We start from the raw sequence: 25,196 nt of genomic DNA, 5'->3' as shown, positions 1-25,196 counted from the left end.
GCAGAGTCCGGCGCCGCGGCAGACGGCGCGGAGAACGGCGCGGGCAGCGCAGGCGGCCCTGCGGGCGCCTCGCAAGCTGCGGGCGATCCGGCCGAAGCTTCGGCCGGGCCGGCCGCCGCGGACGGCGACCCGGCGGCGGTCCGGACCGAACCGGACGCCGTAAGCGGCGAGAAGCGCATCACGATCGGCTTCGCGATGGATACGCTGCTCGAAGAGCGCTGGAAAAAAGATCGCGATTTGTTCGTCGCGGCGGCTGCCAAGCTCGGAGCCGACGTCAAGGTGAAGTCGGCGGCCGGCGACGACGCGAGGCAGGTCGCCCAGGCCGAAGCGATGATCAGCGAAGGCGTCGACGTGCTGGTCGTCGTCCCGCACAACGCCGAATCGACCGCCGCCATTGTGAGCAAAGCGCACAAAGCGGGCATCAAAGTGCTGTCCTACGACCGCCTGATCACGAATGCGGACGTCGATCTGTACGTCTCGTTCGACAATGTCGAAGTCGGACGGCTTCAGGCGCAGGCGCTCGTCAAGCTTGTGCCCAAAGGCAATTACGTCTATATCGGCGGCGCCGATACCGACAACAACGCGCATCAGTTCAAAGACGGCGCGTTCGAAGTGCTGCAGCCGTTGATCAGCCGCGGCGATATCCGCGTCGTCTACGACCAATGGTCGAAAGACTGGAAGCCGATGCAGGCGCTCGACAATATGCGCGAAGCGCTCCGGGCCAACGGCGCGGACGGCATCGACGCCGTCATCGTCGCCAACGACGCGACGGCCGGCGGCGCCCTGCAGGCGCTCGAGGAATACGGCCTGGCGGGCCGTATTCCGGTCGCGGGCCAGGACGCCGACGTCGCGGCGATGCGCCGCATCGCGGCCGGCACGCAGACGATGACCGTCTACAAGCCGATCGGCCGCCTCGCGGAAGATACGGCGCGGCTGGCCGTCGCGCTCGCGAACGGCGATCCGGCCGGCGCGACCCGCCGCGTCAACAACGGCAAGATCGAAGTGCCATCGATTCTGCTGTCGCCGATCGCGGTCGACGCCTCCAATCTGGACGAGACGGTGATCGCGGACGGGTTCCATTCGCGGGAAGACGTGTACGGCACGTCCGGCGGAGAATAGGCAAGCATGTTTGCGAACGCAGACGCAGGCACTGCCCAAACGCGGCGACCCGATTGGACTAGAGAGTTAGACGTAGGCGCAAGTATAGCAGCACGTGCAGGCGTATGAGCGAGGATAACAGCTCGCGCAGACTCATCAGCGAGAGAGACGACAGGCGCACGATATGGACAGGCGGCGGGAAACTTTTACCGCTTGCGTGTCCATACCGCGCCTGTCGTCTCTTTTTTCGAAAAATTCAAGTCAATCAAGTCATCCGAGCAACCCCAGTCACCCCAGTCACCCAAGGAATAAGTGCTCACATACAGTTATTTCGTAATCTAACCCGTCTTCGAATCAAATAAGTGCGCAAATACAACTAAAACGCTATTTTTCGATACAAACAGACACCTAACCCCCAAATAAGCGTTCCCTCGCATTTATTTCAAGAAAATCGCCGGTTTGCGCTTAAATAGCTGTATTCTCGCATTTAATTGCGCATGAATTGCGCCTGCGCTCCTCGCCAGGAGGCGGAGGTCTCGCTTATTTGACTCCACATCCGCACTTTTCTGCAAACGCTTACCCTCCAGCCTTAAAAAAGTACAGACAGTCGCAAAAGAGTGCTAATGATAAGCGCTTACATGCATCCCGTGCGGTGCTATATTTGATCTTGCCAGAGGAAATCAACAACACACCAGACAAACCGAAAGGGGTTCGTTCATTTGAAAAAGCAGGTTAAGGGGATTGTGCTTCTGATTGCGGTCGTCGTGTTCTCGATCGTAGCCACGGCATGCGGCAACGGCGGAACGTCGGGCAGCGGAGGAAGCGTCAGCGTCGGCATCGTACTCCCGACGAAGGATGAGCCGAGATGGGTGCAGGACGAGCAGCGCTTCAAGGACGCGCTGTCCGGCACGAAGTACACGACCGAAATTTTGTTCAGCCAGGGTTCTTCCGCGAAAGAAAAAGAAAACGTGGAAACGCTGCTCAACAAAGGCATCAAAGTGCTGATCATCTGCCCGCAGGACGGCGATGCCGCGGCGGCAGCGGTAGAAGCGGCCAAAAAAGACGGCGTGACCGTCATCGCTTACGACCGTCTGATCACAAGCACGGACGCCGTCGACTACTACGTCACGTTCGACAGCCTTGCGGTGGGCGCAGCCCAGGCGCAGTACCTGATCGACAATGGCACGGGAAAAGGCCAACCGCTGTATCTGTACGCCGGTGCGGCAACGGACAACAACGCGTTCCTGTTTTTCCAGGGCGCATGGGAAGTACTGCAGCCTAAAATCGCGGACGGCACGTTCATGATCGCGAACTCGCCGGAAGCCGAGAAACTCAAAGATACCAAAGACCTGTCCCGCGACCAAATGAGCAGCATCATCGGCCAGGTTACAACCAACTGGGATCCGAACGATGCCAAGAACAAAGCGCAGACTCACCTGACGTCCGCCGCCGCCAACATGAAAGGCGACGTTGCCATTCTCGCTCCGAACGACGGCACGGCCCGCTCGATCGCCGACGTATTCGGTTCCGACAGCGCGGTGACAAACTACATCATTACCGGCCAGGATGCCGAGCAGGCTTCGATCCAGTACATCATCGACGGCAAGCAGTCCATGACGGTCTTCAAAGACGTGCGTACCCTCGTCAAAGACGCAATGGGCATGGCCGTCGAAGTGCTGGACAACAAAACGCCGGAGACGACCGGTTCGTACAACAACGGCAACGTGGACGTCAAAGCAAAACAAACCGACGTGATCGTAGTCGACAAAGCCAATCTGCAAAAAGAACTGATCGATTCGGAATATTACAAAGCGGCAGACTTCACGGGACTGTAAGGGTCGGACCTTCTCGAAGGGACGATCGATCACAGCAAACAGCCGGCTGGGATAGGGACGGGGATGCCCCGTTCCTCTTTCCCGGTACACGGGGCAGCAAGGGGTGCGACAGAAATGGGCGGAAATATATTGGATAAAAAAGACGACCGGACAGCCGGAGGCCGGGGTGATCATATTTTGGAGATGCGCGGCATTTCCAAAAACTTTACGGGCGTCAAAGCGCTCTCGGACGTGAACTTTCAAGTCAAACGAGGCGAAATTCACTTTCTGGTCGGCGAAAACGGCGCAGGCAAATCGACGTTGATGAAGGTGTTGAGCGGGGTCTATCCGTACGGCACATACGAGGGCGACATCGTCTACGAAGGCACGGTTCAGCAGTTCGGCAAAATCACGGACAGCGTCAAAACGGGCATCGCGATCATCTATCAGGAGCTTGCTTTGTTCCCGGACCTGAGCGTGTACGAGAATATTTTTGCGGGTAACGAGGTCAAGCGCGGCGGCGTGATCGACTGGAACGAGACGATCATCCAATCGCGCAAAATGCTCGACAAGGTCAAGCTCAACGTCAATCCCGAGACGCTGATCCGCGATCTCGGCGTAGGCAAGCAGCAGTTGGTCGAAATTGCCAAAACGCTCAGCAAAGACGTCAAGCTGCTCATTTTGGACGAACCGACGGCGGCGCTGAACGAGAACGACAGCGAGAATCTACTGCAGCTGCTGCGCGAGCTGAAGAACCAGGGCATTACGTGCATCATGATCTCGCACAAGCTCAAAGAAGTCATCTCGATCGCCGACAAGGCGACGGTCATTCGCGACGGCAAAACGATCTGCACGCTGGACGCTGCCAAAGGCGAAATTACCGAAGCGCAGATCATCAAGAACATGGTCGGCCGCGATATCGAGGACATCTATCCGAAGCGTCCCGACAAAAAGTTCGGCGAGCACATTCTCGAAGTGAAGAACTGGACCGCTTACGATCCGACGCTTGGCCGCAACCTTGTCAAGAACGTCGACCTCTATGTGAAAAAAGGCGAAATCGTCGGCATCGCGGGCCTTATGGGTTCGGGCCGGACGGAGTTCGCGCTCAGCATTTTCGGCAATCCGAGAAACTACAAGCTGGACGGCGAGCTGTATGTCGACGGCAAACGCAGCAAGTTCAAGCACACGAGCGAAGCGATCAAAGCGGGCATTGCCTACGTGACCGAAGACCGCAAAGGCGACGGGCTGTTCCTGCTGCAGGACATCAAAAGCAACGTCAGCGCGGCGAATCTCAAAGGCATCTCTCCCGGCGGCGTCATCAACGACAACGAAGAAGTCAAAGTCGCCAACGAATACAAAGGTTCGATGAATATCAAAGCCCCTTCGGTGGAACAGATCGTCGGCAACCTGAGCGGCGGCAACCAGCAGAAAGTATCGCTCGGCAAATGGCTGTTCGTCGGCCCGCAGCTGCTCATCCTGGACGAACCGACCCGAGGCATCGACGTCGGCGCCAAGTTCGAAATCTATACCATCATGAACAAACTGATCGCCCAGGGCATGAGCATCATCATGATCTCTTCCGAACTCGGCGAGGTACTCGGCATGAGCGACCGGATCTACGTTATGGCCGAAGGCCGGATCAAAGGCGAGATCGCGGCCGAAGAAGCCGACCAGGAGAAAATCATGCAGTTTGCGACGCAGTAGCAGTCAACGCCATATAGGAGGGGAAAATCGTGAACTTCTTTCAAGAAGCCAAGTCTTTGCTCAAAGTAAATATTCGCGATTACGGCATGTATATCGCTTTGTTCGTCATCATGCTCGCTTTTACCATTCTGACCGACGGGTTGTTTATCTCTTCCCGGAATATCAGCAACCTGCTCGATGCCACCGGCTACATCGCGGTACTTGCCGTCGGCATGACGCTCGTCATCGTCATCCGGCATATCGACCTTTCGGTCGGCTTTGCCGCCGGCTTCATGGGCGCGATCGCGGCCATCATGCTGTCGCAGCTCGGCGTGCCGGTGTACTTCACCATTCCGATCATCCTCATTCTCGGCATCGTGATCGGCATGTTCAACGGCGTGCTCGTCGCGTCGATCGGCATTCCGGCCTTCGTCTCGTCGCTTGCGGCCATGCTGATCTTCCGCGGCGCGCTGCTTCAAGTGACGGAGAAGACAGGCACGATCATCGTCAAGGACGACACGTTCAACGCGATCGGCAACGGATTCCTGCCTTCGCTCGGACATATCGCCGGCCTGAACGTGCTGTCGATCATCCTCGGCGCGCTGATCATCCTGTATTTCGTCTATGCCGAAATCTCCAAGCGCCGCCAGAAAATCAAGTACAAATTCGAAGTGCCTTCCAACCAGATCTTCGCGATCAAGCTGGTGTTCGTCTCCGCGATTATCGCTTACGTGACGTGGATTCTGGCCGGCTACAACGGCTTCTCCTGGACGGTCGTCATCACGCTGATCGTCGTGGCGGTCTACCACTTCCTGACGACCAAGACCGTGCTCGGACGCCATATCTACGCGGTCGGCAGCAACCCGGAAGCGGCCCACCTGACCGGCATCAACGTCAAGAAAATTACCTACATCGTCTTCGGATCGATGGGCATGCTGTCCGCGCTGTCGGGCATCATGTACACGGCGCGTCTGCAATCGGCCACGACGACGGCGGGAACGCTGTTCGAGCTTGACGCGATCGCGGCCGCTTACGTCGGCGGCGTATCCGCGGCGGGCGGCGTCGGCAAAGTCACCGGCTCCATCATCGGTGCCGTCGTTATGGCTTCGCTGTCGAGCGGCATGAATCTGCTCGGCGTCGGCATCTCGTACCAGTACATGATCCGCGGCGGCGTGTTGGCCGCAGCCGTGATCTTCGACGTCATGACGCGCAGAAAAAGAGGCTAAAGCGCCTGTCGCTTTCGCGCTTCTTCCTCGAACGGGGAGGGAGCCGCGAAAGCGATTTTTTGCGTTTGAGCGGCTGCAAGACCGACTACCTTTTCATTATCCGATCTGGTAAAGTGGAGAGGACGGGCTTTTACATAAGTTCCACGCATGCCCCGGCTATTCCGAAAACGATTTCAATATCAAGGAGGAAACACGATGAGCGAGGCAGCAAACGGTATGATCAAATGGGGCATTTTGGGGACGGGCTGGATCGCCGAGCAGTTCGCGGCCGATCTGAAGCACGCGTCGAACGGCGAATTGTACGCGATCGGATCGCGCACCGAAGAGAGCGCGCGCAAGTTCGCGGACAAGTTCGGCGCGCCGGTCGCGCACGGCAGCTACGAAGCGTTGGCGGCCGACGCCGAAGTCGACGCGATCTATGTGGCGACCCCGCACCCTTTTCATAAAGAAAATGTACGGACCGCTCTTAATGGTGGCAAAGCGGTTCTGTGCGAGAAGCCGTTCACGGTCAACGCCCATGAGCTCGAAGAGCTGATCCTGACCGCGCGCGAGAAAAAGCTGTTCCTGATGGAAGCCATGTGGTCGCGCTTCCTCAAGCCGATCGGGCAGGTAAGGCAATGGCTGTCCGAAGAGAAGATCGGCGAAGTGCGCGTCGTCAAAGCCGAATTCGGCTTCGATGCCGGCTGGAATCCGGAAGGCCGCCTGCTGAACCCGGAACTCGGCGGAGGCGCCCTGCTGGACGCGGGCATCTATCCGGTGTCGTTCGCTTCGATGGTGTTCGGGCCGAACCCGGACAACGTCTGGACGACCGCGCATCTCGGCGAGACCGGCGTGGACGAGCATTTCACGATCCTGCTCGATTACGGCCAGGGCCGCACCGCTTCGCTGCACGGCGGCGTACGCCTGGAATTCCCGAACGACGCGTATATCCACGGCACCAAGGGATATATCCATATCCCGCAGTTCCTGTTCGCGAAGGAAGCGACGCTGCATGTCTCCGGCCAGGAGCCGGTGACGGTCACGGACGATCGCGAAGATCGCGGCATCAAAGGCTACGCCTACGAAGCCGAAGAAGTGGGCCGCGCCCTGCTGGAAGGCCGCCGCGAGAGCGGAGTCATCTCGCTCGCCGAGTCGATGGGCATCATGCGTCTGCTGGACAATGTGCGCGCGCAGTGGGGACTGAAATACCCGTTCGAGAAATAAAAACGGCGTTCGATTCCGCATGCCTACACGACGCAGCACGCCAAAAGCCGGGTCTTCCGTGAAGAAGACCCGGCTTTCGGTGTTGGTCCGGCGGCATTCGGGGGTAAATAACTTCCATATCCATGATACCGATACATAAGAAAGCGGGGAACAGAAATTGAAAAAATGGACAACAATCGTATTGGCGGCGGCTTTGACGGTGACAGCGGCGCCCGTGCTGCCTTCGGCCCACGCGGCGGACAGCCCGACAAGCATCGTGAACGGCACGGCGAAGCCGGTGTCGTACGAGCTGCTCGGCGGATTGAGCGACGGCGCCGTCTCGTTCTGGAATAAAAGCACCGATCGCTACGGATTTCTCGATACGAACGGCAAAACGATCGTCACGGCCCAATATAACGAAGTCAAACCGTTTAGCGAAGGATTGGCGGCAGTACGCAAAGGCATGCTGTGGGGCTTCGTGGACAAAAAAGGCAAAGTGGTCGTCAAGCCTCAATACGAGCGCGTCGTGGAAGGTTTCAGCGGCGGATTGGCGGCGGTGAAAAAGACCGGCGGCAAATGGACGTATATCGACAAGACCGGCAAGACCAAGCTTACGGCCGCCTACGACGAAGTGCATGAGTTCAAAGACGGCATGGCCGTCGTCTGGAAACGCAAAGGCGCCTCCTACCTCGGCGGATTCATCGATCTCACAGGCAAAGAAATCGTCAAGCCGCAGTACGCGATGGTCAACGTATTCAGTGAAGGATTGGCTCCGGTCATGAAAAACGGCAAGTGGGGCTATATCGACAAAAAAGGCAAAAGCGTCATCAAACCGCAGTTCGACGGAGCCGCTCCGTTTAGCGAAGGGTTGGCCCTTTTCCTGCAAAACGGCAAATACGGCTACGTAAACGCCAAAGGCAAAATCGTCGTAAAAGCGCAGTATACCGGCGGACAGCCGTTCAGCGAAGGCCGAGCGGCGGTCAAAGTCGGCGGCAGCGCCAACGATCGCACCGGCAAATGGGGCTATATCGGCGTGACCGGCAAGCTCGTCATTCCGGCGCGGTTTACAGACGAGAATGCGGAGATCGGAGCGTTCAAGGAAGGCGTCGCGTTCGTCCAGCGGGCCGATTTCAGCAAAGTGCTGATCGACCGCTTCGGCCGGGTGCTCGTCGATCTGCAAAGCGACGACGTCACCGTCGGCGAATTCCAGAACGGAGCCGCCGTCGTCAACGCGCCGGTCGGCCCGGGCCATTATTATTTCATGCAAAATCCGTTGAAAAGCAAAAAGTAAACCGCTTTGCGCGAACGTCCGATTCCGGGCCTAACACGCACGGTCCTATATCGAAAAAGCCGATCCGCGCGCTTGAGTGTTTCAAGCGCCGGATCGGCTTTTTGTTAGGCGGATATAGGGCGGCATGTGCCGGGACGAAGCCCGAGGATCAGGCTGTCGGTCCGTTGTGCGGATGGGCCGATTCGGATTCGGCGTCCGCCGAAGCGTCGGCGAGCGCGCCGTTTGGCTCGGCGGGGGTTTCTTCCGCGCGCGCCGGCATAGGGAATTCCGGCAGGGCGTCGAAGTAGGCGCGCAGCTCGGCTTCTTTGCGCGGATCTTCGAACGCGATCTTGCCGTCCAGATAATGCTTCATCGCGAGCTCCCAGGTCGGCATAACCCGGCGGGCGGCGAGAGACTTGGCGGCGGCGCGGACGATGCGGCGTTCTTTGGAGTTCGAGAACATGTCCTTGTACTCTTTGGCCAGCGTCAGGTCGAGCTTGTCGTAGACGGCCCGGAAAATGTCCGCGGTCATCTTGGCGTCGTCCAGCGCGCGGTGCGCGGCGCCCGACGCTTCGATGCCGAGCATCTCAAGCGCGCCTTCGACGCTGACGTCATTCTTGAGCCCCTGCGTCAGCAGGAAGCCTTTGAGCAGGTCGAGCGAAGGCGTCTGCGTCCAATACGTTTCTTCGAGCTTGTGCATGCGCACGTCCTGCACGATGCGCTTGATGTCTTCGCCGCCCCAGACGACGAACGTGATCGGGCCCGGTTTGGCGTCCAGCCATGCGCGGAAATCGGCGATGATTTTGGGGAAGCGGGCCGCGGTGTCGATCGACTCCTGCGGAATGCCCGTCTTTTTCTTAATAAACGAGTTCAGCTTGGCAAAATACACCGGCTTGATAAAGGCCGAAAACGTATCGGTGTCGCGCAGCGAATCGTCCAGTCGGACGGCTCCGATCTCGATCACTTCCATCGGGTGCGGACTGGCGAACTTGCGGCCGTTAAATTCAATATCCAGAACAATATAGTTCAAAGGGTCTGCCTCCATGCTGTCCAAAAAGTAAAATGCGTGTATTCGTATACCCTAGTGTAACAAAAAAATGCCCGGAGCGGGTGCGGATTATGAATCCTTCGCGGGGCGGGTAACGGTTCGGCGAATTTGTGGAGGTACGGGAGCCGGAAATGAACGTTTTTTCAAATAGAACGGTACGAAGATTGCCAAAAAAGATGAGAGAGTTATAAAATGTGTAATTTTTTTGTCGAAAAAGGCCGATAAAGCGCTTGTAGGCACCACAATGGGCCCGAGTTACGAAAGGGGAATAAATAATGACGACCCAGAACGAGCAGGCAAACACCCAGAAAAACAGAGGATATGATCGGTTATCGCTCAAGATCAAGCTCCCTCTATTCATTAGCGTATTGACGGTGGTAGTGCTGCTTGCGTGCAGCAGCGTGATCTACATGTTCGGCGCGGATCTGCTGACCAAAAAAAGCAAGGACGAGATGAACGCGAACGCGGACCGTATCGGCGAAAGCCTGTCGACGACCGTCGACCTGGAAGGGCAGTTGGCCCGGACGCTGTCGGTATCGCCGGCACTGCGCGAGCTGTTGGAACTTCGACAGGCGGGCACGCTGACGGACGACGCGTTTTTCGCTTCGGGCAACGAGCTGATGTCGCGCGCCAACGCGATGTTCAAGGAGACGCAGGCCGGTTCGACGGGGATCGAATCGATGATGGTCGCCGATCTCAAAGGCACCGTCGTGGCGGGCAGCAATCCGGATTCGCTCAAGGGCGACCGTTCGGACCGCGAATATTTCCAAAAAGTAATGGAGACGGGGACGCCGTTCGTGAGCGACGCGATCGTCTCCAAAACGACCGGCAACCTGATCGTCGTGTTCGCGCAGCCGGTCAAATCGGACGGCGGGCAGATGCTGGGCGTCTCGATCAACACGATCGCCGCCGACTTTTTCGTGAACCAGCTGCAAAATATCCACATTAATGCGGAAGGCTTCATTACCGTTACGAGCCGCGGCGGCACGATCATCTACAGCTCCAAAGATTCGGCGCTGATCGGCCAACCGTACGAAGCGGCCGGGTTCGACCAACTGCTGGGTACCGATACGGGCGGCAAAATCGTGCAGGGCAGCGTCGAGAGCGACGAAGCGTATATCCGGTATTCGAAAATCCCGGTCGCGGATTGGGCCGTCATCGTCGAAGACTCGTACGCCGATATCGAGCGTCCGCTCGGCGTGCTCATGCGCAACATGCTGATCGCGCTTGTCGCTTCGATGCTGCTGGCCGTGCTGGTCGGCATCCTGATCTCGCGCAGCATCACCGCGCCGATCGTGCGCCTGACCGGGCTGTTCAAGCAGCTGGCCGGCGGCGATCTGACCGTGCGCGCGGACGGCAAATACCGCAGCGAATTGGCCGATCTGGCGGACAGCTTCAACACGATGGTCGACAGCAACAAGCAGCTGATCGGCCAGATGAACCATTCCATCGAAGTGCTTAACGTCAACACGGGCGACCTGGAACAGACGTCGCAGAACACGGCGCGTTCGATCGGCGAGACGTCGGTGACGACGATGGAAATCGCCAAAGCGATGGAATCGCAATCGCACGATACCGAGCGGATCGTCGGCCGGTTCTCCGGCATCGGCGACAAGATCGAGTCGCTCGGACGCAAGACCGAGACGATTCAAGTCAGCGCCGATTCGATCGGCCGCGTGTTCGAAGCGAGCAGCAGCGTCGTGAACAGCCTGATCGAGATCAATTCCAAGAACGAGCGCGAGATCCAGAACATCTCGTCGACGACCGAGATGCTGGCGGACAGCTCGCAGCGGATCGGACAGATTACCGATGCGATCAACCAGATTTCGGCGCAGACGAACCTGCTCGCGCTCAACGCTTCGATCGAAGCGGCGAGAGCCGGCGAGCACGGCCGCGGCTTCGCCGTCGTGGCGGACGAGATCCGCAAGCTGGCGCAGCAGTCGGCCGACCAGGCCGGCGAGATCGGCGGCATTATCCGCCAGACGCTGGAGCAGGTCGACAAGAGCAACGAGAGCGTAGGCGCGATTCGCGAGATTTCGTCGACGCAGAACGAGTACGTCGACCGGACGCGCCAGGCGTTCGAAGACATTTTGAACAGCGTGTCGTCGATCACGGGCCAGATCCGCGACATGTCTGCCGAGTTCAAGTCGATGGAGCGCGACAAAGACGACGTGCTGGAAGCTTCGCAAAGCCTGTCCGCTTCCGGCGAACAGGTATCGGCGTCCGTCGAAGAAGTGACGGCGACCGTGCAGGAGCAGGCCAATATGGTGCATAACCTGGCCGACATGGTGCAGAGCATCGACCGCCTGACCCAGCAGCTCGGCGAAGCGGCCGCCCGCTTCAAGATTTAATTCCGGATTCGAGGCGTCGAATTCGAGTTATTGGATTTGAGTTATTGGATTTGAGTTATTGGATTTGAGTTGTCGGATTCAAGTTGTCGGATTCGAGTTATTGGATTTGATTTTTAAGGAGGGATCGTTATGCCGATCACGCCGATCGACCTCACCCACGGCATTTCCCGCGTGATGCCGGTTCAGCCCGTGCAGCGCTCGGAAGCGGCCGGATTGCGCTTCAAGCTGGCCGGCGCGCAGCAGACGGAGCGCCCGAAGCCGCGCCGCAAGTCGGCGCCGGGACGGATCATAAACGTCCAGGAAGACGGCTGGATTCGCCGCTACGGGGTACTCCCCGACGGCACGCGAATCCTGCTCGAAGAAAAGCCCGCGCACGAAGGGCCCGCCCTCGCGCTGCCGCGCGGCGAAGCGCGCATCATTCCCGCTTCGCCCGGCCGCCCCGAGCACGACCCGGAAGACGCCATGAAAGCGAGCGGCGAAAAGCTCAAAGCGCTGCTGTCAGCCCGTCCCCGTTCCGACGGGGCGGGCGAGGCGCTTTGAGGCGCGGACTTGCGCGCCAGACAGGCGAGGCGAGCGCGGTGCCCTGCGCATAAGGGCGAGGGCAAGCGCAGGCGAGGGGAGCGCGATGCCCTGCGCGTAAGGGCAAGCGCAGGCGCGGAGAAGGCTATGGCTCGTGTAAGAGCCAGGGCCGTAAGGGCGAGAGCAAGCGCGATGCCTCGCTTGAGGCGCATAGCGCGCCTATGCAGCGCCAAAGGCGGACAGCGCGCGTCAGCCTTCGGCCGAGCGAAGCCGAACCGAGCCGTTCCCGGCCGCACATTCTTCGGAATGTGCGGCTTTTTTGTCGTTGCGCCGCACACCTCGCCGCCGTTTCGCTCCTCCATCAAGGGCTCGGCTCAAACGCCGCACCTCAAACGCCGCACCTCGCCGCACCCGACGCGCCTTAAACGCCCGTCTCGCCCCGCTCGAACCTACCCACTCCGCCCATCCCAGTCATTCCGCCGCCCGGGCCCTCCGAGTGTCCGATTTTCCACTCTTAACCGGACTCCCCCAGCGCTTCCAAGCAAAATAACTGCGACAAAGCATCTATTTCGCGCAAAACGCCAACTTTTAAGCAAATAACTGCGACACGACAACTAATCGTTCGTTTCAGCCCTCAACCGATCCAAATCACACTAATTAACTGCTCTCACGCACTTATTTCGCTTCAGCGTCCGTCGTGCGAAAAATAACTGTATTCAGGACGTTATTTTGCGCAAAACAAAAATGACCTGCCTATCGCTCACCGGTCGCCGTTCGCCACAAACGCAGCGGCACCGCATCGTTCCTGCCTTGCACCTTGCCCTCAGCATCTTCGCCATCCACGCCGCCACATTCTTCGTGCCTCGCCAGTCGTCCCGCCTCACAAATACCCCAACTCCGCATTTATCAGCGCGTAACGCACGATCCGCTTGTTCTGCGTGCCGGATTCGCCGACAAACACTTTGCGCTCGCACAGCGCATGCAGCAGGTCGGCCGCCCTGCGGTAGCCGATGCCGAGATGCTCGCACACGTCGATCGGCCGGATCGGACGTCCGAGCGTGCAGGCGAGCCGTACGATTTCGCGTTCCGCCCCGGAACACGGACGGCCCGGCGCGATCTCGTCCGCCTGATGGCGCCCCAGCACCATTCGCAGCAGCGTCAGGCACAGCTGCGGCCGCTGGGCCACGTCGTCGTAGGCAAAAGGAATCAGCTGAAAGCCCACCGCGTTCAAAAACGTCTCCCGATTCAGCTCGCGGCAAAATTTCCGGCGGTCCATGTCCTGTACGTGGGGACCGAAGCCTTGGATCTCGATGACCAGTTTGACCTGGGGCGTCATCCAGACGAAATCGCAGAAATACGACAGCCCGCGCCAGTCCGTCACTTCGTATTCGGGATGCAGTTGGTCGAAGTTTTGCCGCAGCGGCCACCAGACGTTTTGACAAAACAGCTTTTCGGCTTCGCGATGTCCGTGCCGCAGCCGGTCCCGGCGTTCGCCGGTTCGTCTGCTCAGATGCGCGTCGAGGAAGAGGGCATGCGCCGATTCGAATAGAACGGTCGTAGGTTTCATGGATAGCCTCCTTGAGCATGATGGGATGTACGCAAAAAACGCCCCGGCTCGCATCCTCAGGTGGAAGAGGAGAGAGCGGGACGTGCTTCGTCGCCGTGGTATCGGGAATCGGCAGGCTGTCCGCGTGGAGCGGTCTTATGCCGAGACAATCCGATTGCCGTAAAATTATAAGTTATCGTCATTGTAAAACGAACAGCGCACCAAATCCAGACTTGCGGAAAAATTTTACGGAAAACAGAAAGAACAGCCGACGCGTACCGATCATAAGCTGTCCGCCAGCCTGCTCTGCGATCCCGCTCGTCATTCCCCCGACCCCAATTCCCGGCCGCATTTCATACCCGCTCATAGCCGCGCTTCATACCCGCATTTCACGGCTGCGCTTCGGCGGACGCGGGCTTGATCACGTCCAGTTCGGCTTCGATAAGCCCGGACTTGTCCGGTTTTTTGCCGGCTTTGTGCGAAAAGTCGGTCAAATACAGTCCGCCCGGCTGGATCAGGTTCCAGGCGTTGGCGTCCTCGACCCGGATTTTCCACGTTTCGCTCTCCGCGTTCCGGGAATCGGCGGCGTTATACGCCGTGATCCACGTCTTGCCGTCCTCCGTAATTTTGTCCCTGACCGTCAGGAGGGCGGTGGTGTGGCTCTGACCCGCTCCGCAGGCCGTAAGCGCCAACGCGCACGCCGCGATAACGGCGAATCCCAATCTTTTCACTCTTTTTCCCACACGCAATATACGCAACATCTGATCGCCCCTTTCTTCATAGTCCTTCTTTTTACGGATGAAACTTGTTACGGATGAAACTTGCCCCGATCCGTCTGTCTTGACCCGCTAACTTCGATCCGCTCGCTGTAATCCGCTTGCCCCAATCCATTCCTTCAACAATCCGCTACCCGCGCCCCTCGGCCTTGCGATTCGCTTCCGCGTACCGTCCCGGCGAGGTGTTCTTGAATTTTCGGAACACTCTTGCAAAATACCCGGCATCGCCGTATCCGACGCTGCGCGCGATTTCCTGCACCGTGTGGCCGCCGCTTCGCAGCAGCGCTTCGGCTTCCTGGATGCGCAGCATGTTGACGTATTCCGTCAGCGTGCGGCCGGTGGAGCGTTTGAACACGTGGCAAAAATACGTCGGCGTCACGCAGCACAATCCCGCCGCCGCCGCGACGTCGATCGGCTCGCGGAAGCGTTCGCTGAGATGCAGCAGCAGGGGATAGACGACGCTGTCCGCGCCCGCGCCGCTTCGGGTGCCGCGGACGCTCTCGAAGCGGCCGGAGCCGCCGCGCCCCGCCGCGCCGGGGAAGCCCGGCCCGTCCGCCCGGGCCGATGCCCGCAGGGCCAGGCCGAGGGCGGCCAGCAGCGCGGCTTTGACGAGCAGTTCGTAGCCGGGCTCGGCCGCCCGATGCTCCGATACGACGCCGAGCAGTTGGCGGCGCAGCTTCGCGGCGGCTTCTTGGGCGTAAAAAGAACGCAGGGCAAGCCGCCCTTCGAGCAGGGGACGCACGTAACGCGTCTCCGTATGGTCGAGCGCGTGGTTGCGCAGCAGCGCCTCGCCGAACACGAGCGCGTGCAGTCGGCTGCCCGCTTCGAGCGGGAACGCCGCATGCAGCTGCTTCGCGTTGACGAACGCGCAGTCGCCCGCCGACAGCTCGCGCAGCTGGCTGCCGACCTGCACGCTGAACCGTCCGCTTGCGACGACGATCCATTCCAGATGCTCGTGCCAATGCGGCGGAATGCAGAACATGTCGGGGTCCGATTCTTGAATCCGGAATACGTTTAGCGGAAAGGTGCGATCCGGGATCACCGTATGCTCGCGCCGCCAGCCGTCCTTTTCCGCCGAACCGTCCGCCTGCGCCGCTCCATCCGTCTCCGCCGTCCCATCCGCTTCCGCCGCCCCGTCGGTCGGTCCCAACGCGTCCGTCCGCCCCGATCCATCCATCTCCGCCACCCCGTCCGCCCAATCCGCCCCGCCACCCTCTTTTCCAAGCGTTCCCGCCATCGTCCATGCCTCCTTGTCCGGTCCGACCGCTCCGGCTGCTTTTTCCCGAAACGTAATCCTGTCCCATATCCCCGTATTCTACGCCCTGCCGCCCGATCCTGCTTCCGCGGTATAATGATCTCGCATAAGATAACGCTTACAACACTTAATCCATGTCAGGGAGGGAACACTATCATGCTGCAAGCACAAGAACGGGCGCTGATCTGGACCTACGACCACGAGACGCTGCGGATCGAACCGTGGGGACCGAACGCTTTTCGCGTACGCGCGTCCAAAGACAGGCTGCACGACGACGATTGGGTGCTGCTGCCGGCGGGAGAACCTGCGGACAACGCGGCGGTCACGGTATCGGCAGACGGACGAAGCGCGACTATCGTCAACGGGAAGATCCGGGCGGACGTCGAACGGGACGGCCGGATTACGTTTACGGACGAGAGCGGCAAAGTGCTGCTGAAGGAAACGCAGAAAACGTACCAGCTCAAATCCGGCGGGCGCGACATCGTGCCGATTCCGGGGACCCGCGATTTCGAGGTGACGCTGCGCTTCGAATCGCATCCGGACGAGAAGCTGTTCGGGATGGGGCAGTACCAGCAGTCGCTGCTCAATCTCAAAGGCTGCCGCCTGGAGCTTACCCACCGCAACAGCCAGACCAGCGTCCCGTTTCTGCTGTCGGATCGCGGGTACGGCATGCTGTGGCATAACCCGGCGATCGGGCAGGCCAGCTTCAACGTCAACGTGACGGAATGGGCGGCCAAGTCGACCAAGCAGCTTGATTACTGGATCGTCGCGGGCGACACGCCGGCGCAGATCGAAGAAGCGTACGCCGACGCCACGGGCAAAGTCCCGATGATGCCGGATTACGCGATGGGCTTCTGGCAGTGCAAGCTGCGCTATCGCAGCCAGGAAGAACTGCTGGGCGTCGCGCGCGAGCATGTACGGCGGGGACTGCCCATTTCGGTCATCGTGATCGACTTTTTCCATTGGCCGAACCAGGGCGACTGGACGTTCGACGCGGCGTACTGGCCCGACCCGGAAGAGATGGTGCGCGAACTGCGGGAGCTTGGGATCGAGCTGATGGTGTCCGTATGGCCGACCGTGCAGACGGAGAGCGTGAACTACGGCGAAATGGTGGAAAAAGGCTATCTGGTCCGCACCGACCGCGGTATCCGCACGCAGTTCCAGTTTCTCGGGCAAAACGAAATTTTCGACGCCACCCATCCGGAAGCGCGCGAGTTTGTCTGGGAGCAGATCAAGCAAAATTATTACGACCGGGGCATCCGGCTGTTCTGGCTGGACGAAGCCGAGCCGGAGTTCGGGGTGTACGACCACGACATTTACCGCTATGACGCGGGTCCCGCGCTGCAGGTCGGCAACTGGTATCCGAGCCAGTACAGCCGCACCTTCTACGAAGGGATGACCGGAGCCGGGCAGGAGAACGTGATCAATCTCGTGCGCAGCGCCTGGGCGGGCAGCCAGCGTTACGGAGCGCTTGCGTGGTCCGGCGATATCGCGTCGACTTTTGAGGTGCTGGGCCATCAGGTGCGCGCGGGACTGAATATGGCGATCGCGGGCATTCCGTGGTGGACGACGGACATCGGCGGCTTCCATGGCGGCAATCCGGACGATCCGGCGTTCCGGGAGTGCATCATCCGCTGGTTCCAGTACGGCACTTTCTGTCCGGTCATGCGGCTGCACGGCGATCGTTCGCCGTACCGCGAAGCGGATACGGGCTTGCCGGGCGGCGGGCTGTGGGGCAGCGGCGCGGACAACGAAGTGTGGAGCTACGGCGACGAAGCGTACGGCATCTTCGGGGAACATATGCGTCTGCGCGAACGGCTGCGCCCTTACCTGAGCGAGCAGATGGAAGCCGCGCATCGAAAAGGCACCCCGCCGATGCGCCCGCTGTTCTACGATTTCCCGGACGATTCGGCGGCTTGGGACGTGGACGACCAGTTCATGCTCGGTCCGGACCTGCTGATCGCGCCGATTCTGCAAGCGGACGTCCGCGGACGCGACGTCTACCTGCCGGCCGGGGCGACGTGGACCGACGCGTACAGCGGCGAGACGCTCGACGGCGGCCGGGCGATCTTCGCGGACGCGCCGATCGAGCGGATTCCGGTCTATGTGCGCGACGGGGCGAAGCTGCCGATCCGGGCAAGCGCGGAATAAGAGGAACGTAGAATAGGGGAAGCGTGAAATAGGAGAAGCGGTGGCGCAGCAAGGTCTTGAACGGTCTTTTGGCATCGGAAAAGAAGATCTCTGCACTCTTTCTTTCGCTTATGTTCGTTGATATACTTAGAACGCGCATCGGTCGGACGACCGTTCGGCCAACCAATCGAATGAACCGAGGAGAGAGATCATGACACAGAAGTACAATGTCGAAACGGATCAGGCCAAAAAGTTGTTCATCGCTACCGTCGGCGGATTTTTCCAAATGAGCGACGCGGAAGGTTTTGCCCTCAAGTTTATGCAGGAAGGCAGCCAGATCAAGACGAGCGAGTATACGCTTGTCGTTAACGCCTATGAACTGTCTACCGTTAAGCAGGACCTGCTGGACATGCTGGAACAGGCGTTCCAGATGTACATGACGCTCGGCTTCAAGAACATCTACATGGTCGAATCCAAATCGGCCATTACGAGTATGCAAATCCGCAAAATCGCCGAGAAAACGAACTTCAGCGGCGTATTGGTCAAGAGCATGGACGACGTGAAGTAAACGTTCATAGGCATGCAAAAAAGCTGTCCCGCGTAACGCCTGGGCGTTCGATGGGGCAGCTTTTTTGATGTTGATGACCGTTATGTTTGGTTGTCGGGCAGGGATCAGAACCGGTACAGGCAGGCGCCCATCACGTAGCCGAGTCCGACCGAGCAGATCACGAGCTTGTCGCCCGGCTTGATCCGGCCGCTCTGAAGCGCTTCGTTCAGGGCGAAGATCGGGCCGGTTACGCCGGTATAGCCGTATTTGTCGCCGACGTAGATCTGCTTGCCGGCATCGACGCCGAGCAGGTCCAGCGTCTTGAGGTTCTCGGCGAGCGAGAGCTGCGAGAAGATGAAGTGGTCGACGTCGCCCGGTGCCAGGCCGTGCTTGGAGAGCAGGCCGGTGATCAGCCCCTGCCATTTGGCGGAGAAGAAGCTGACGTCGACTTCTTTGTGGTAGACTCTTTTTTCCGATTCCGGGATCGAAGCGTCGAGCATGCGCGAGTGGCCGACGTTCGGGTAGAGCGCCGTATCCGTGATGATCGATTCCGTGTAGAAGTCGGCGTCGACGAAGCCTGTCTGCTGTTCGTCTTCTTCGCCGAGTTCGAGCACGATCGCGCCGCCGCCGTCCGCGAAGGCGGAGAACATGATCGGCTCTTTGTCGCTGGCCGCTTTGCTGACGGATACGCCGCCGGCGATCAGGGCGTACTTGATGCCTTTGGCTTTCATCAGGATCGAGGCCTGGTCGAGCGCGGAGATGGCTCCGATGCAGTTGGCGTTCATGTCGTAGACGAGATGCGCGTTCGGCGTCTTCAGCCGTTCATGCAGCATGACCGCGTTCGTCGGATACGTATATTCGGGCGTGTCGGAGATAAACATGATCATCTGGATGTCCGACGGCTGCAGCCCCGAACGCTCAAGCGCCTGCTCGGCCGCGAATTGGGCCATCGTCAGCGAGTTTTCGTCGGGATTGTTGCGGCTGAGGTAACGCGTTTCTTTGCCGAGATGCTCAAGCAGGCGGGTGATATCGTTGTTGTCGCGTTCCATGAAGAAGTTAATGAAGTATTCGTTGTCGAACCGTTCCTGCGGGTGGTACATGCCCGTACTTCGAATCGTGACGGAAAGCTGAGGCGTTTGCAGCATCGTGTCATCTTCTCCCTTATGAATCTGTATATGGACCGAACGGTCAAAGGTCCGGCAATCTATTATCGGTTAAAAAAGAACGAAAATGAAGGGAAACAGATAGACGGAAATCGGATTTCGGATTGCGGCGAAGTTCGGTTTCCGTTTAGATTCCGTTCGGGTTCTTTTTGGTCTTCTTTTGGTTTTCTTTTAATGAAGGCGGTTGCATCTTGGAGTGATTATCGTTAATATTTAATCGAATGATTAATAGGAAACGAACTTTCTTAGGCGGTCCAAGACGACGGGGCGAATACCTGTGCGGCGTCGGCCGATCGGCGGAACGTGACGTCCTTCCGAGGAGGATGTAGGGATGAAATACCGGAATCTGGGGCGCACCGGCCTCAAAGTCAGCGAGATCGGATTGGGCAGTTGGCTCACCTACGGCACGGCGGCCGAGCAGCAGGCGGCGGACGCGTGCATCGAAGCGGCGTTCGAGCAGGGCATCAACTTTTTCGATACGGCCAATGCATACAATCGCGGCGAAGGCGAAAAAGCGATAGGCTCGGCGCTTGGCAAATACGAACGTTCGAGCTACGTGCTGAGCACCAAAGTCTTTTTCCCGATGGGCGACGGGCCCAACGACCGCGGATTGTCGCGCAAACATATCATGGAGCAGTGCGAAGCCAGCCTGAAGCGGCTCGGCACCGACTACATCGACGTCTATTTCTGCCATCGCTACGATAGCGACACGCCGGTCGACGAGACGCTGCGCGCGCTCGACGACCTGACGGCGCAGGGCAAAATCCTGTACGCGGGCGTCAGCGAATGGACAGCGGCGCAGATCCAGAGCGCGGCCGGCATCACCGAGCGCCGCAACCTGCGTCCGCTCGCTTCGAACCAGCCGATCTACAATCTGTTCGAGCGGTATATCGAAGACGAAGTGCTGCCCGTCTCGGCCGAAGCCGGACTGGGCCAGGTCGTCTTCTCGCCGCTTGCGCAGGGCATCCTCACCGGCAAATACAAGCCCGGCCAGAAGCCGGCCGCAGGCACGCGCGGCGCGGACGATACCGTCAACCAGGTCATCGGCAGCTATCTGCGCGACGACGTGCTCGGCGTGACGCAGGAGCTGAACGAACTGGCCGGGCAGCTCGGCCTCAAGCTGTCGCAGCTGGCGCTGGCGTGGGTGCTGCGCCAACCGGGCGTCAGCTCCGCGATCATCGGAGCGAGCCGTCCCGGGCAGGTGCGCGAGAATGCCGAAGCTTCCGGCGTCGTTTTGAGCGAAGAGACGCTGGCGAAGATCGACGAGCTGATGCAGCCGGTCCGGGACTTCGCGCCGGCGCGCTGAGATAGCGGTTTTTTTTGCCGAAAAATCTGTTGGAAAATCCCGGCCGCGGACGAGATCCGCAGTCGGGGTTTTTTTTGCGAAAAGGATTCATTCCGGGCGGGCAAAAGCAGATATATAAAGAGGAAGAACGAACACGGACCGAGAACCGGACAAAAGGAGACCAAACGGAAATGGGAAAAGGATGGAAGACGCTGCTGGCCTTTGCGCTGACGACGGGATTGATCGCGGGAGGGGCGCTGCCCGGCGCTGCGACGCAGAGGGCGGAAGCGGCTGCGGCGGCGACCAAAACGTACGGCTATTCGGACCCGGCGGCAGGGCGCACGTATGTCCCGCTCCGCGTGCTGAGCACGTTCGCGGGAGCGAAGATTAGCGGCAAGAGCGGCAAGGGCAAGCTTGAGATCGTCAAAGGCAAACAGCGGATCACGCTGCACACGGGACGCAAAAAAGCGGAGATCGACGGCAAAAAAGTGCGGATCGACGCGGCGCCTTTTGCCTATGCGGGCGTGACGTACGTGCCGCTCGGCTTCGCCGCGAAGCATCTCGGATTGACGCTCGAATGGAACGATGCGACGTCTTCGATGCACGTCGCAAGCGGCGACAAGGCGATGGATCTGCCGATCATCCGCCGCGGTTCGCTGACCGACCGGCCCGTGAGCTACCGCCAGCAGGTATTCTACGTCGGCGGCGCCGCGATCCGCGCCAACGTCGTCACCGTGCAGCTGATGCATCCGCGGGTGTCGCTCGACGCCGCTTTTGCCCATCACAGAGTGGGCACCGTGCAGAACCTGAGCGCGATCGCCGCCCAGAACGGCGCGTATGCCGCGATTAACGCGACCTACTTCGACGCGTACAGCTCCGCCGTCTACCGGGCCCCGTACGGCTACCTCGTCAGCAAAGGCGACGTCAAGTTCATCAACGGCGGCACTGATCTCACCGTCTTCGCCTACGACCGGAACCATCTGGCGCGCCTGATTCCGGGCCTTCAGTTCGGCAAAGCCTACGAAGAAGGCCAGGTCGAAGGCGCCGTGCAGGCCGGACCGCGGCTGGTCAACAACGGCCGCATCGCGGTCAACGCGGTCAAGGAAGGCTTCCGCGATCCGAGCATCCTCCGCGGCCGGGCCGCGCGCAGCGCGATCGGCATTACCCGCGACCACAAGCTGATCATGGTCACGCTGCGCCGCTCCAGCATGCCGCAGCTGGCGCACATCATGAAGCAGGCCGGCGCGTACCAGGCGATGAACCTGGACGGCGGCGCTTCGAGCGGGCTGTACCTGAACGGCAAATACGTCACCAAGCCGGGCCGCAAAGTAAGCAACGCGCTGCTGGTAAAAGTGAGAAGATAGCCCGATTCGGCAGCGTACCGGGCGGGACGTCGAACGGCGCTTCAAGCTCAAGCGGCGTGTCGAACAACGTGACCGCCGGACAGGGCGACCGCCGTATAGGCACACGCACACAAGGACCTCGGCGAGAGACGCCGACGGTCCTTGTTTTTGTGCGTGCGGAAGCATATCATCCATGCCACACGCCGCCTTATTCATCGCCTATACCACGCTACCCATGCTATACGCTTCATTCATCGCCTCTATACCGCACCACCCGTGCCACGCGCCACCTCATCCATCGCCTATACCGCATTATTCATGCTTAGCACCGATTCCCCACGCCGCGCCAACCCTAACGAATCCTCCTATCGCTATTTGCCCGTATTCCGCTATTTTCGCCATCTAACGAATCCTCATATCGTTATTCGCCCGAAATCGCCCGAAATCGCCCGTTTAAGGCCGATTCGGGTCCAATAGCGTGATGACGATTCGTTAAAAATCGAAAACGCTCGTTTGCGGCCCAATAGCGTGATCACGATTCGTTAGCGAAGGAGTCCAAGCGAGAAGAATATTACCGTTTGCACGCAAAAAAACACCCTGCCGCAGCCGGGGGTGTTTTGATCTTTTTTACTACGATTAGTTACCTACACCCGCTCCACATTCACCGGCTCTACAATCACGGCGCCCACCGCCCCCGAACCGCCGCCGGCAGCGTCGTTCAGCCGATCGTTTTGCACCACGAGCCAGGTCGTGTACAGCAGCAGCATGAGCACGATCAGGCCGAGCGAGATCAGCGACGCGATATGCTTTTGGCTGCCGGGCACGATCTTCCAGTCCCGGTACAGCAAGTAACCGCGCTGGATCAGCACGAGCGCGAACACGCCGAGCAGCGCCCAGCTGTCTTCGGCGAACAGGACGAGTACCGCGAACAGGCAGGCCAACGCGATCAGGCCGACCGTATCGAGCAGCGGCGAGTTGGACTTGCGGTTCTTGAACGCTTCTTCGGGCACGAACCATTTTTCCAATACCCATTCCCCGCACACCATGATGATCGCAAGCACGGTCAGAAAAACCATAAATACCGAATCCATGGGAATCCTCCTCTCCAACAGTCTGTTTCTCTTTACATAGACGCTTGAAGAGAGTGAAACGTTTCGCTGAACGGCTACAGCAATTAAAGTCTTTATTCCGAGTATTAATAGCCCTTTAGTCTAATAATTCCGGGACTTTTTGCCGATGAAGACGAGGTACTCATGAAAATTCTTCGGGGATGTGAACGTGATGAAAGATTGGAATCAAATGCGTGCGGAAGATTTGCGTCTCAAAAACCGGCTGGTGTTCTACTCGCTGGCCATTACCGTCCTGCTCGCCCTGCTGATGTACGTCGCGGTCGAGATGGATGCCACGGCGCGGTATATTCTGATCGCCGGCGATCTGGCAAGCGTCGTCGTGGTCGGCATTTTGTATTTCGGTCGCAAGCGGGAAAAAGCGATCGCGTACGTCGCCCTCATCATGCTCGGCGTGACCCACTCCGCCGCCGCGATCATCGTGCCGAGCGTCGTCAACATCGTGCCGGTGTACCTGGTGCTCGTGCTGTCGCTCGTCTACATGCAGCGGGCGCCGCTGTATACCGGCTTCGGCGCCGCCGTTCTGCTGCTGGCCGCCTATATTTACAAAGGCAGCGCCTACGGCATGGAGCGGGACCATATCGTCGCGCATTTGTTCTTTTTCGTCATTATCAGCGTGATCTTGTTTAACTTCCAGCAGATCGCCGACCGCATGTTCCGGCAGCTCGCCGACACGCAGCGGCATACGCAGGAACTGCTTGAGCGCACGGAGCGGCAGGGTGTATCGCTGCGCGAAAACGTCCGCGTCGTCTCGGGCAACATGGACGCCGTCTCGTCCGGCAGCCAGGAGAACGCCGTCTCGTTCGACGAGATGAATATCGCCGTGCAGGAAGTGACGCAGGGCGCCGTGTCCCAGAGCGAACTGCTGACCGGCGTGACCGACGCGATCCGCCTCAGCGGCGACCAGCTCGGCGGCATGCTGCAATCGCTTGGCCAGCTGCGCGAGCGCAGCGAGACGGCGGCCGATTCTTCGCACCGCGGCGACGAGATCGTCGGCGGGCTGTACCGCCTGATCGGCGAGTTCGAGACGCAGGTACGCACCGCGGCCGAAGAAGTCAACGGACTGGCCGAGCAGGTCTCGTCTTCGTCGCAGCTGATCGGCACCATTCAGGAAATTTCTTCGCAGACGAATCTGCTGTCGCTGAACGCCAGCATCGAAGCGGCGCGCGCCGGCGAATCCGGCCGCGGCTTCGCGGTCGTGGCGGGCGAGATCCGCAAGCTGGCCGACCTGTCCGCCAAAGCGGCGGAGCAGATCTCCGGCAATCTGTCGCTTGTCGGCAGCCATTCCGGCAGTACCCAGCGCAGCATGCAGACGATCGCGGTGCGCATGCAGGAATGCATGGGCATGGTGGAAGAGACGCGCGACGTGTTCTCGTCGATCCGCTCGTCCGTCGGAGAAGTGAGCGAGTCCGTCAACCGTTACGACGACATGATCGGCACCGTGCGGCTCTCGTCCGAAGAGATCGAGCGCTCGTCGGAGAGCCTGGCCGCGATCAGCGAGCAGTCCACCGCCGCCATGCAGCAGGTGTCCGCGTCGCTGATCGAACTCGTCCGCAAAAACGCCGACATCCTCGAACTTATCCGCCACAACGAAACGGCGCTGCGCAGCATGGCGGCCGAAGCGTCGGAAGAGAAACAGGATCTGCCGCAGGCGCTGCAAGGCTGAGCGAAATAGACACGTTTATCGGAATAGGAAAAAAGCCCGTTGGCCGGAATATCGGCAGCGGGCTTTTTTTGTGGTAGGTCGGCTCGTGGAGCGGGTCCGCTCGGAACGCTTGCGCAAGCCCGGCGCAGCCTCGGCTCTTGCCGGCACCTAGCTTCGGCTTCTCGCCG

General features: G+C 59.6%; 19 protein-coding genes. 13 read left to right on the top strand and 6 right to left on the bottom strand.

The window, feature by feature from the left end; translation table 11 throughout:
* From FTE24_RS07320 to FTE24_RS07295, 6 genes are all read left to right on the top strand, one after another.
* Positions 1-1,119: sugar ABC transporter substrate-binding protein (locus tag FTE24_RS07320; protein ID WP_237401676.1), on the top strand; the 1,119-nt coding region annotated here is incomplete at its 5' end.
* Positions 1,120-1,817: 698 nt separating this feature from the next.
* Positions 1,818-2,933 (top strand): sugar ABC transporter substrate-binding protein, encoded by a 1,116-nt coding sequence (locus FTE24_RS07315; RefSeq protein ID WP_150231969.1) that lies wholly within the window; start codon positions 1,818-1,820, stop codon positions 2,931-2,933.
* 114 nt (positions 2,934-3,047) lie between these two features.
* Positions 3,048-4,616, top strand: a complete 1,569-nt coding sequence (locus FTE24_RS07310) for a sugar ABC transporter ATP-binding protein (protein ID WP_150231967.1) — start codon at positions 3,048-3,050, stop codon at positions 4,614-4,616.
* Positions 4,617-4,645: 29 nt separating this feature from the next.
* Entirely contained in the window at positions 4,646-5,821 is a 1,176-nt protein-coding gene (locus FTE24_RS07305; RefSeq protein WP_141448717.1) for a sugar ABC transporter permease, read from the top strand.
* 195 nt (positions 5,822-6,016) lie between these two features.
* On the top strand, positions 6,017-7,024 hold the full coding sequence (locus FTE24_RS07300) for a Gfo/Idh/MocA family protein (protein ID WP_150231965.1): 1,008 nt from the start codon (positions 6,017-6,019) through the stop codon (positions 7,022-7,024).
* 157 nt (positions 7,025-7,181) lie between these two features.
* On the top strand, positions 7,182-8,294 hold the full coding sequence (locus FTE24_RS07295) for a WG repeat-containing protein (RefSeq protein WP_150231963.1): 1,113 nt from the start codon (positions 7,182-7,184) through the stop codon (positions 8,292-8,294).
* A 148-nt stretch (positions 8,295-8,442) separates the two neighbouring features.
* Here FTE24_RS07295 and FTE24_RS07290 read toward each other — a convergent pair whose 3' ends face one another.
* A complete protein-coding gene (locus tag FTE24_RS07290; RefSeq protein WP_237401675.1) occupies positions 8,443-9,303 on the bottom strand; it encodes a 3'-5' exonuclease in 861 nt (286 codons plus the stop codon).
* 293 nt (positions 9,304-9,596) lie between these two features.
* Here FTE24_RS07290 and FTE24_RS07285 point away from each other — a divergent pair, with 293 nt between their 5' ends.
* Positions 9,597-11,672, top strand: coding sequence for a methyl-accepting chemotaxis protein (locus FTE24_RS07285; RefSeq protein ID WP_150231961.1), 2,076 nt, complete (start codon positions 9,597-9,599; stop codon positions 11,670-11,672).
* A gap of 129 nt (positions 11,673-11,801) precedes the next feature.
* Entirely contained in the window at positions 11,802-12,212 is a 411-nt protein-coding gene (locus tag FTE24_RS07280) for a hypothetical protein (protein WP_150231959.1), read from the top strand.
* Between the two features lie 859 nt (positions 12,213-13,071).
* Here the strand turns inward: FTE24_RS07280 and FTE24_RS07275 are convergent.
* From FTE24_RS07275 to FTE24_RS07265, 3 genes are all read right to left on the bottom strand, one after another.
* A complete protein-coding gene (locus FTE24_RS07275) occupies positions 13,072-13,758 on the bottom strand; it encodes a DUF559 domain-containing protein (RefSeq protein ID WP_150231957.1) in 687 nt (228 codons plus the stop codon).
* A gap of 368 nt (positions 13,759-14,126) precedes the next feature.
* Positions 14,127-14,459, bottom strand: a complete 333-nt coding sequence (locus FTE24_RS07270) for a hypothetical protein (RefSeq protein ID WP_150231955.1) — start codon at positions 14,457-14,459, stop codon at positions 14,127-14,129.
* A gap of 184 nt (positions 14,460-14,643) precedes the next feature.
* Positions 14,644-15,750, bottom strand: a complete 1,107-nt coding sequence (locus tag FTE24_RS07265) for a helix-turn-helix transcriptional regulator (protein ID WP_150231953.1) — start codon at positions 15,748-15,750, stop codon at positions 14,644-14,646.
* 174 nt (positions 15,751-15,924) lie between these two features.
* On the opposite strand from FTE24_RS07265, the gene FTE24_RS07260 reads away from it, so the two are divergent.
* Together FTE24_RS07260 and FTE24_RS07255 are read left to right on the top strand one after the other, a co-directional pair.
* Complete coding sequence (locus tag FTE24_RS07260) at positions 15,925-17,919, top strand: glycoside hydrolase family 31 protein (protein WP_150231951.1); 1,995 nt, start codon at positions 15,925-15,927, stop codon at positions 17,917-17,919.
* Positions 17,920-18,109: 190 nt separating this feature from the next.
* Positions 18,110-18,466, top strand: a complete 357-nt coding sequence (locus FTE24_RS07255) for a hypothetical protein (protein ID WP_141448726.1) — start codon at positions 18,110-18,112, stop codon at positions 18,464-18,466.
* Positions 18,467-18,570: 104 nt separating this feature from the next.
* Here the strand turns inward: FTE24_RS07255 and FTE24_RS07250 are convergent, their stop codons facing one another.
* On the bottom strand, positions 18,571-19,590 hold the full coding sequence (locus FTE24_RS07250; RefSeq protein WP_141448727.1) for a 3-oxoacyl-[acyl-carrier-protein] synthase III C-terminal domain-containing protein: 1,020 nt from the start codon (positions 19,588-19,590) through the stop codon (positions 18,571-18,573).
* Between the two features lie 349 nt (positions 19,591-19,939).
* On the opposite strand from FTE24_RS07250, the gene FTE24_RS07245 reads away from it, so the two are divergent.
* On the top strand, positions 19,940-20,914 hold the full coding sequence (locus FTE24_RS07245; RefSeq protein WP_150231949.1) for an aldo/keto reductase family protein: 975 nt from the start codon (positions 19,940-19,942) through the stop codon (positions 20,912-20,914).
* A 170-nt stretch (positions 20,915-21,084) separates the two neighbouring features.
* Complete coding sequence (locus FTE24_RS07240) at positions 21,085-22,257, top strand: phosphodiester glycosidase family protein (RefSeq protein WP_150231947.1); 1,173 nt, start codon at positions 21,085-21,087, stop codon at positions 22,255-22,257.
* 623 nt (positions 22,258-22,880) lie between these two features.
* On the opposite strand, the gene FTE24_RS07235 is transcribed toward FTE24_RS07240, so the two are convergent.
* Positions 22,881-23,327, bottom strand: coding sequence for a hypothetical protein (locus tag FTE24_RS07235; protein ID WP_150231945.1), 447 nt, complete (start codon positions 23,325-23,327; stop codon positions 22,881-22,883).
* A 190-nt stretch (positions 23,328-23,517) separates the two neighbouring features.
* Here FTE24_RS07235 and FTE24_RS07230 point away from each other — a divergent pair, with 190 nt between their 5' ends.
* Positions 23,518-25,029 (top strand): methyl-accepting chemotaxis protein, encoded by a 1,512-nt coding sequence (locus FTE24_RS07230; protein WP_150231943.1) that lies wholly within the window; start codon positions 23,518-23,520, stop codon positions 25,027-25,029.
* The last annotated feature ends 167 nt before the right edge of the window (positions 25,030-25,196 follow it).

This window comes from Saccharibacillus sp. WB 17, assembly GCF_008634075.2.
GTDB classification, from domain to species: Bacteria; Bacillota; Bacilli; order Paenibacillales; family Paenibacillaceae; genus Saccharibacillus; species Saccharibacillus brassicae.
The sequence above is the reverse complement of the archived record's forward strand: the minus strand, read 5'-3'. Positions and strand labels throughout refer to the sequence as shown.